The sequence below is a fragment of the Protofrankia sp. Cas8 genome (assembly GCF_963555845.1).
Taxonomy (GTDB): Bacteria; Actinomycetota; Actinomycetes; order Frankiales; family Frankiaceae; genus Protofrankia.
The window spans coordinates 85,109-91,321 of the sequence record NZ_CAUVXI010000003.1; the positions used below are offsets into that span (position 1 = coordinate 85,109).

The following is a 6,213-nucleotide window of genomic DNA, read 5'->3' on the forward strand; positions in this document are numbered from 1 at the left end:
TCGGTCAACGTCCGCCGACCGGGAGACCGTGCCACACGAAGCCAACACCAGAGGTCAACCAAGCACCGAGCATCGTCCAGCGCCGGAAATCATCCAGCGCAGGCAACCAAGGAGGCAATCACGTAATGACGGCGGAGACTCCGGCGAGGCCACCGCGGATGCGGATACGATCACGACGGCAGACTCGCACGGACCTGCCGCAGCCTCCCCCCGACGCTGCCATCTGGAGCCAGGGGCTTACCAAGCAGTACGGCACCCGACGGTCAGTGGACCGGCTGAACCTGCACGTCCCCACCGGGGCGTTGTCGGGCTTCGTCGGGCCCAACGGAGCCGGCAAGACGACCACTCTGCGAATGCTTCTCGGGCTGATCCGGCCCAGCGAGGGCCACGGTTTCGTGCTCGGGCACCCCATCGGCAATCCCGCGGCCTATCTCCCCCGGGTCGGCGCGATGATCGAGGGGCCGACCTTCCACCCCGGCCTCAGCGGGCGCGCCAATCTCCTCCTGTTGGCCCGCCTGCGCCGGCTCGGTCCGGACCGGGTCACCGAGACCTTGGACCTGGTCGGCCTGACCACCCGGGCCGACGACCGATTCTCCACCTACTCGCTGGGTATGAAGCAGCGATTGGGAATCGCAGCCGCGCTGTTGCCGAACCCCGAACTCCTGATCCTCGACGAACCGACCAACGGGCTCGACCCAGCGGGCATCCGGGAGGTCAGGAGCCTACTCAAGGACCTCGCCGGGGCGCGGATGACGGTTTTCGTGTCCAGTCACCTACTGTCCGAAGTCGAACAGATCTGCGACCACCTGGTCATGATCCGTTCCGGCCGGCTGCTCTTCCAGGGCCACGTGACCGACCTGCTTGCCGCCGAGGAACCACGGCTCGTGCTGACCCCCGAACATGCGGGAGACACCGAACGCCTCGCCGCTCTGCTACGCGACCACGGCCTGCAGGTCGACCCGCCGCAGGGGTCCTCGATCGGATCGGTCAGCGTGCACGCCCCCGAGGCGGTAGCCGCGAACCTCAACAAAATCGCCATGAAAGCGGGAATCACTCTGCGCGCGCTGACCGCCTACCGCCCTACGCTGGAGGAGACCTTCCTGGTCGCAACAGGCGGGGTCGACGGCGATCTGATCCCGCGTAGCCGCAGCTCACCGGACGCCTCGGTACCGGCATCAGTGGACGGTTCAGTGGACGGTTCAGTGGACGCATCGATAGCTGCCTCGGGCGGATTTCGCATCTCCGCCATGCCCGCCCCGGACGTGCCCGGATGTGCGTCGTGACCCCGATGTTCCGGGCCGAATGGGTCAAGCTCGGTCGCCCGCGCTTCTTCTTCGGGACGCTCGCCGCCATCGGCGCCGTCGCGGCGCTCGGCGCCGTGTTGACCATGCTGTCGGTCGGGCACAAGGACTACGACGGCGTGCCGGTCACGGCAGCCGCACTGGCCGCTCCGGACGGGGTCATGCAGGGGTTGGAAGCCGTCAGCATCCTGCTCGGTGTGACGGCCCTCGCCGTCACAGCCGCTGTTATCGGCGGCGACTTCACCCATGGAACGCTGCGTAACCAGCTCATCGCCTATCCCTACCGGCTTCGCCTGCTCGCGGGCAAATGCCTGGCCCTGGCTGCCTTCGTCACCGTGATGGTCACTGCGGCCACGGTCGTGGCCGCCGCCGCATCGTTCGCGATCGCGCCCGCGACGGACGTGGGTACCGCTGCCTGGCACAGCACAGCCGGCCTGGTCGAGATCGGCAAGGGATACCTGAACGTGCTCGCGGCGTCGCTGGGATACGCGACCATAGGCGTCCTGGTCGGGGTGGTGTTCCGCTCCCCGGCTGCCGCGGTGTCGGTGGGGCTGGCATACGCCCTGCCGCTGGAGATGCTCGTATCGCGGATCTGGAGCCCGGCGGCAGCCTGGCTGCCCGCCCGGCTCATGGACACCTTCGCCGCAGGCGCGCACGGATATCACATCGCCTACTCCGCGGCCGGCCTGCGGATTCTCGTCTTCTGCGTGGCCGCGGTACTGGTCGCCGCCGGGCTGTTCAAGCACCGTGACATGACGTCCTGACCAGTCTCAGGGCTGACTCAGGGCTGACTCAGGGTCGACTCAGGACAGCAGGGCACGCAGGTCGACGCGCATCAGCCACTGGTCGAGCTTGAACGGCGGGTACGGCCACGGGATGGCGTCGAGTACCAACTGGTTGACGGGAAGCCACATCACCCCGCGGTGCGCATCGACGGCGCCCCGCCGGACGCCGATGTATCGGGTGGATGGACGGCGTAGTCCACCCAGGCCGATGTCCAGCGGCCGACCCAGGGCGAAGGTCATGTCCCGGCCCCGACCCGAGGGCCGGACGACCTGCACCACGCCGTCGAGCCCGGCGAGCACAACCGCCCCGCTGGTCGGGTCGAGAACGATGCTGCGGACGAGACCGCCGGTATCGGTGCCCGAAACGAAGTACTCCGGCGGGTTCAGCGCCCCCCAGCTCTGCGCCGGCCAACCGTCGACCGCCGGCGTCCGGCTGACCAGACCACGCTCGCTACCAATCTTGGGGTAGACGGCGAGCGTCGCGGCGCGCAGTCCGTCCGCCCTGGTGCGGGCGACATACAGGGTGCCGTTCGCGTCGAAACAGGCGGTCTCCATCCGCGAGTCGTCCGCGGCGGCACGCACCGGGACGCTACGCGGAGTGATCGTCCCAAGATCCCGGCGCCCGGCACCCGCGGCATAGGAGAACTCCTGGATGGGGAACGCGACGACCTTGTCGTCCAATGTCCGACAATCAGCGATCAGCACAAAGCGCTCGTCGCCGGCCCGGCTCGTCGGATCGGCGACAACCTCGCGGGGGCTCACCACCACCGGCACGCCGAAGACCCGGACCTCCGGATACTGCCAGGTGGCGCGCACCCGGCCCGCGGTGTCGACGACCAACAACGCGCCCTGGGCGGTGCCGAGGCTGCTGGCGCCAAAGTACTGCGCGATCACCAGGTGACCACTGTCCGGGAGTCTGCTGATCGCCGCCGGGCCGCGTGACCACCTCGGTCCGCCGCTGCCCTCACGCGGGAAGGCGCTCGCGGCCGCGGCGGGCGGCGCGGTCGCGGCGAGCTGGTCGGTCGTCCACGAGCCGGCCGGGTCGTAACGCCACGGTCGTCCCCGCGCCGGGCGGCGGATCTGCCCGAGCGCCGGTAGCTGCCCGTAGACAGCCGTATCCCAGCCGAAGTAGGACACGGCCGAGACGAACACCACCCGTTCGTCAGACCCTGAACCGATCACGGTCACATCGGCCACATCAGCTCCGCCGACACCGCGAAACCCCGGCTCGGCGCGTGGCAGCTCGGTCCGCCCCGTGCTTGACGGTACGACCAGCCGGGTGAAACTCACCGGACCCGGTTCGAACACCGCCAGCTCCATGCCCGACCCGGTCGGCTCCGCCTGGTTGTCCGAGAAGGGTGTAGTGGCGGTGACGACCGTCCCGTCGGAGGTGACGGTCGACATGTAGGCGGCCTGGCCGGGCCCGAAACCCCAGCCTGGAACATCCACTGTGGCAACCGGGACGCGCTCGGCGTGGTCCCCGAAACTGTCGGGCGCGCCGAAGAGCACAAGCGCGTCGGACGAAACGACTCGCCGCGAGCCACCCACCAGCTTCGCGATTCCCGTGGCGGCGAGAGCGCCGAGACCGGTCGCCGTCGCACCGACCACGATCCGACGGCGGGTCGTGCCCCGATGCGTCCCACCGGACGCGCCACGATCGGTTTCCGGGGGCTCGGGCACGGGTGCCGCCACCGGGGCGGGGACGGCCCCGGGAACAACAGCCGAAGTGACCCCGTCGGCGGCAACTGCGGGAGCGGGCAGGGAGGGTGCGGAGGTCCGCCCCGGGGACGCCACGACCAGCCCAGGCATGCCGGCCACCCGATCGCCGCCGCCGCCATGCTCCGCACCATGCTCCGCACCATGCTCCGCGCCCGGACGGGCTCCCTGGCCCGGATCACCGGATACATCCCCGCCATGCCCAGGGCCTCCGAGCGCGCGGACAGAACCATGATCGAGCGCCGGTTGGCCACTGGGCGAGGGCGGATGGTCCCCCGGTACGGATTTCCGACGCATGAGTCCTAGTCTCCGATGAAGACCGGGCCGTGGATGGTCAGGATCAAAAACAGTGGGGTGACGTAGAGCGCCCGCGGGCGCTCTTACCGCTCGCGGGCAGAACTACCGAACAGGGCCGCCGGACTACCGGACAGGGCCGCGGGCCGCGGCGCGCGTTGCGCCGGCGCCAGCGCCGCGGACACGTCGACGGGCTCGTGGCCGCCGGGCCCGGCCGGTGGCCGGGCCGCGACCGGGATACGCACGTCCGCCGCTGCCGGCCGATGCGCCCGCAACACCATGATGCCGGCCATGGTCGCGGTCACCGCCTGACAGCCGAGACCGACGGTGGCCGTGGCGACCAGGTGACCGCCGGCGGCGACCAAGCCGGCGGCGGTGAGCACGGTACCGGCCGCGAGCACGCCCACTACCTCCCGCCGGCCCGCCCCCAGGAGGTAGTTGGTGAACAGCAGCGTCACGGCAAGACAGGTCATTGCCAGTGCCAGGATCCACAGTGTCGAGGCGCCCGCGGCCAGGTGCGGGCCGAACACCGCTGACAGCACGGGTCTAGCCGCGACCACGCCTGTCCCCACCAGCAGCAGGCCGGGGGCGGCCACCCAGCCGACCGCCGCGAGCAGGGCTGTGGTGGCTGGACGACCCTGTGCCCGGCGCTGAGCCGCCTCCGGGAGCAGGAAGTTCGCCACCGCCAGACCGATGAACACCGGCACCTTGCAGGCCGTCGAAACAGCCGCGTAGGCCCCGACCTCGGCGGGGTTGAGCCAGCCGACGATGACCACATCCATGTTCTGCAGCATCGCGAGCGGCACGAGCGCGCCGAGAGCGGTTGTCGTGTCGTACCAGAGCGCGGGCATGGGTCGGGTGTCCGACATTCCCCGCGTGGTCATTCCCCGCGTGGTCATTCCCCGCGTAGTCCGGGCCGTACGCCGGCGGGCATGTGCGGTGCCGCACAGAACACCGACGATCAACCCGAGACCCGCACCGTTGACTCCGAATCCGGCGAACGCCAGACCGATGATGACGACGATGCGGCCAGCACCCTCAAGTACGAAATTATAGGCGAGTTCCTGGTAGGCGCGACGCGCCTGCAACAGACCACGCTCGACCGAAAGTGAGACCCAGATCGCAGCTCCCGCGATTGCCTCGGCAATCGCGAATGGATGCGGATAAGACAGGATCGCCGCCACCTGGCCGCATACCAACAGACCGAGGACACAGGTGACAACAACCACAACCATGCCGACACTGCGCAGCCGGCGAATCCAGGACGCCCGTGCGTGTCGGGTATCACCAGGAAAAGATGTGTCCCGCTGGACCACGGCGACCTGCAAGGCCGAGCCGCCCATCGAAAGGATCAGAAAGATCCCGGTCTGAACGACCAGCGCACCATAGTTGGTGGCATTGAGTACCCGCGCGAGTACAAGGTTGACCAGGAGGTTTCCGCCGTTGACGACAACTCCGGCAACCGCGAGCGACCCGGGGCCGGCGAGGCCCCGCACGATCAGCTCACGCGCTGCGATCGCCATCCACCTTCCTCCCGCACGCTTTCGTGTCCGCCAGCGCGTCGGCGTTTTGCCGCCATTTTCCGGACGTCGTCTGCCCACGGTAGGCCAACGCCGTACCCGGCCCGCATCGGGTGCCCGCGATCTGGCACCATCGTCGCGCGGAGTACGGAGCGGTGCGGCGAGACCGTGCCGAAAACAACGGGGCAGGTTGGGGGTCGAGCTGAAGGGAGCAGACCTGGTGCCCGCAATTGCAGCACCAGCGGACGGTCGGGGCAGGCATCTGGATACGCTCGCCGGGCGTCGTGTGGTGTTTCTCAACTGGCGTGATCTTGAGCATCCTCAGGCCGGTGGCGCCGAGCTCTACTGCCAATCGGTCGCAGAACGGTTTGCCGCGGCTGGTGCGCGGGTGAGTCTGCTCACCTCCCGACCGCCCGGCACCCAACGGTCGCAGAACGTACGGGGCATCGACGTCGAGCGCTCAGGTGGGACGTTCGGGGTGTACCCGGCCGCGTTGGCTCGCCTCCTACGCGACCGGCACGACATCGACGCAGTGGTGGACTGCCAGAACGGCATCCCGTTCTTCAGCCCGCTGGTGCTGCCCGGTACCCCGGTCGT

Annotated in this window: 4 protein-coding genes and 1 pseudogene; 3 read left to right on the forward strand and 2 right to left on the reverse strand. The window is 69.3% G+C overall.

The genetic code is table 11. The features are described from left to right. The first annotated feature begins 125 nt into the window (after window positions 1-125). Both U9977_RS01460 and U9977_RS01465 read left to right on the forward strand, forming a co-directional pair. Window positions 126-1,283: an ATP-binding cassette domain-containing protein gene (locus tag U9977_RS01460; protein ID WP_322747306.1), complete on the forward strand. Its 1,158-nt coding sequence runs from the start codon at window positions 126-128 to the stop codon at window positions 1,281-1,283. Beyond that, window positions 1,271-2,065: an ABC transporter permease subunit gene (locus tag U9977_RS01465; RefSeq protein ID WP_322747307.1), complete on the forward strand. Its 795-nt coding sequence runs from the start codon at window positions 1,271-1,273 to the stop codon at window positions 2,063-2,065. Before U9977_RS01460 ends, U9977_RS01465 begins: the two co-directional genes overlap by 13 nt. Before the next feature lie 39 nt (window positions 2,066-2,104). Here the strand turns inward: U9977_RS01465 and U9977_RS01470 are convergent, their stop codons facing one another. Continuing rightward, window positions 2,105-3,895, reverse strand: coding sequence for a hypothetical protein (locus U9977_RS01470; protein WP_322747308.1), 1,791 nt, complete (start codon window positions 3,893-3,895; stop codon window positions 2,105-2,107). 287 nt (window positions 3,896-4,182) lie between these two features. Next, window positions 4,183-5,619: a polysaccharide biosynthesis protein gene (locus U9977_RS01475; RefSeq protein WP_322747309.1), complete on the reverse strand. Its 1,437-nt coding sequence runs from the start codon at window positions 5,617-5,619 to the stop codon at window positions 4,183-4,185. Between the two features lie 217 nt (window positions 5,620-5,836). Between U9977_RS01475 and U9977_RS01480 the strand changes: the two are divergent. After that, a pseudogene (locus U9977_RS01480) lies at window positions 5,837-6,213 on the forward strand (glycosyltransferase family 1 protein); the annotation flags it as partial.

Coding starts and splice junctions, on each gene's coding strand:
- U9977_RS01475 (WP_322747309.1), bottom strand. CDS start 5,619: ATGGCGATCGCAGCGCGTGAGCTGATCGTGCGGGGCCTCGCCGGCCCC.
- U9977_RS01465 (WP_322747307.1), top strand. CDS start 1,271: ATGTGCGTCGTGACCCCGATGTTCCGGGCCGAATGGGTCAAGCTCGGT.
- U9977_RS01460 (WP_322747306.1), top strand. CDS start 126: ATGACGGCGGAGACTCCGGCGAGGCCACCGCGGATGCGGATACGATCA.
- U9977_RS01470 (WP_322747308.1), bottom strand. CDS start 3,895: ATGCCTGGGCTGGTCGTGGCGTCCCCGGGGCGGACCTCCGCACCCTCC.